Genomic DNA, 1,023 nt, shown 5'->3' with positions numbered 1-1,023 from the left:
TGTCGGGTCGGAGGAGGCGCCAAGTCCCGGCTTGCCTCCGTCCGCCGCCCAAACCGGACGTGCAGTTTTCCCGCATCCGGCTTTCACAAGGTTGCAACGCGTTGCCGGCTCAAAGACGGTATTAAATGGATCAGGCTGACAAGACCCATCTCGCCATATAGCTTGGATTGCGGGAGCGTCTTCCAGCCACAGTTACGCCACCTCTTGTGGCGATGTGACCACAGCCGCCGAACAATCCAGCGATCAAGTTGGTTGAATAGCCTTCGGACATGGGACTTCCTGTAGTAGTTGCCCCAGCCGCGTATGACCGGATTGATCTGGTCGATCAGCTCTTTGGTGGTCAAAGGTGCTTTTCGACTCGTTCGCTTTCTGATCTGCTCCTTGAAGTGGGTGGTGGATTTCTGCCTCGGATAGACATACAAAGCACCCTGTCGGGTATTGCTTTTGATCTTGTGCCTGGCTAGCTTCAACGGACGCTTTCCTCGCTTGATCTTGTAGCCTAAAAACTCGAAACCGTGGCTTATATGCACGATTCGAGTCTTCTCCTCGTTCAGAACCACTCCCAACTTTTCCAGAACCCGCTTGGCGAAGTTCAGTACCTCTTGAGCTTCTTGTCTCGTTTGGCACGTCACCAGCCAATCATCGGCAAACCTCGTCAATCGATACCCCTTGTGGCGCATCTCCCGATCAAACGGAGTTAGTAGAATGTTGCTCATCAGCGGGGAGATTACGCCCCCTTGGGGGACTCCCCGCTCACTGGGATGAATCTGTTTATCTTCCGAGTAGCCCACTTTCATCATCGATTCCAGCAGACGCAGTACACGTCCGTCGGCCACCCGTTGACTGAGCATTTCCATCAGTTTGTCGTGGTCCGCCGATCCGAAAAAGTCTTTCAGATCGGCATCCACCACCCACTCATTCCCCTGCTCCAGTTCACACCAGATCTTGCGCATGGCATCCTTGGTCGATCTTCCTCGCCGGTATCCAAAGCTGGCTTCGTCAAATACCGGTTCGAAAATAGCG

The 1,023-nt window shown here is 53.9% G+C and carries 1 protein-coding gene; it reads right to left on the bottom strand.

Translation table 11 applies throughout. From position 1 onward, the window contains the following. Nucleotides 1–83 precede the first annotated feature (83 nt). Nucleotides 84–1,023 (bottom strand): reverse transcriptase domain-containing protein (locus NPX02_RS21205; protein ID WP_260296057.1); only part of this gene is annotated, 940 nt, incomplete at its 5' end.

Origin of the sequence: Sedimenticola hydrogenitrophicus (genome assembly GCF_025175675.1) — a bacterium.
GTDB lineage: Bacteria > Pseudomonadota > Gammaproteobacteria > Chromatiales > Chromatiaceae > Sedimenticola > Sedimenticola hydrogenitrophicus.
The sequence above is the reverse complement of the archived record's forward strand: the minus strand, read 5'-3'. Positions and strand labels throughout refer to the sequence as shown.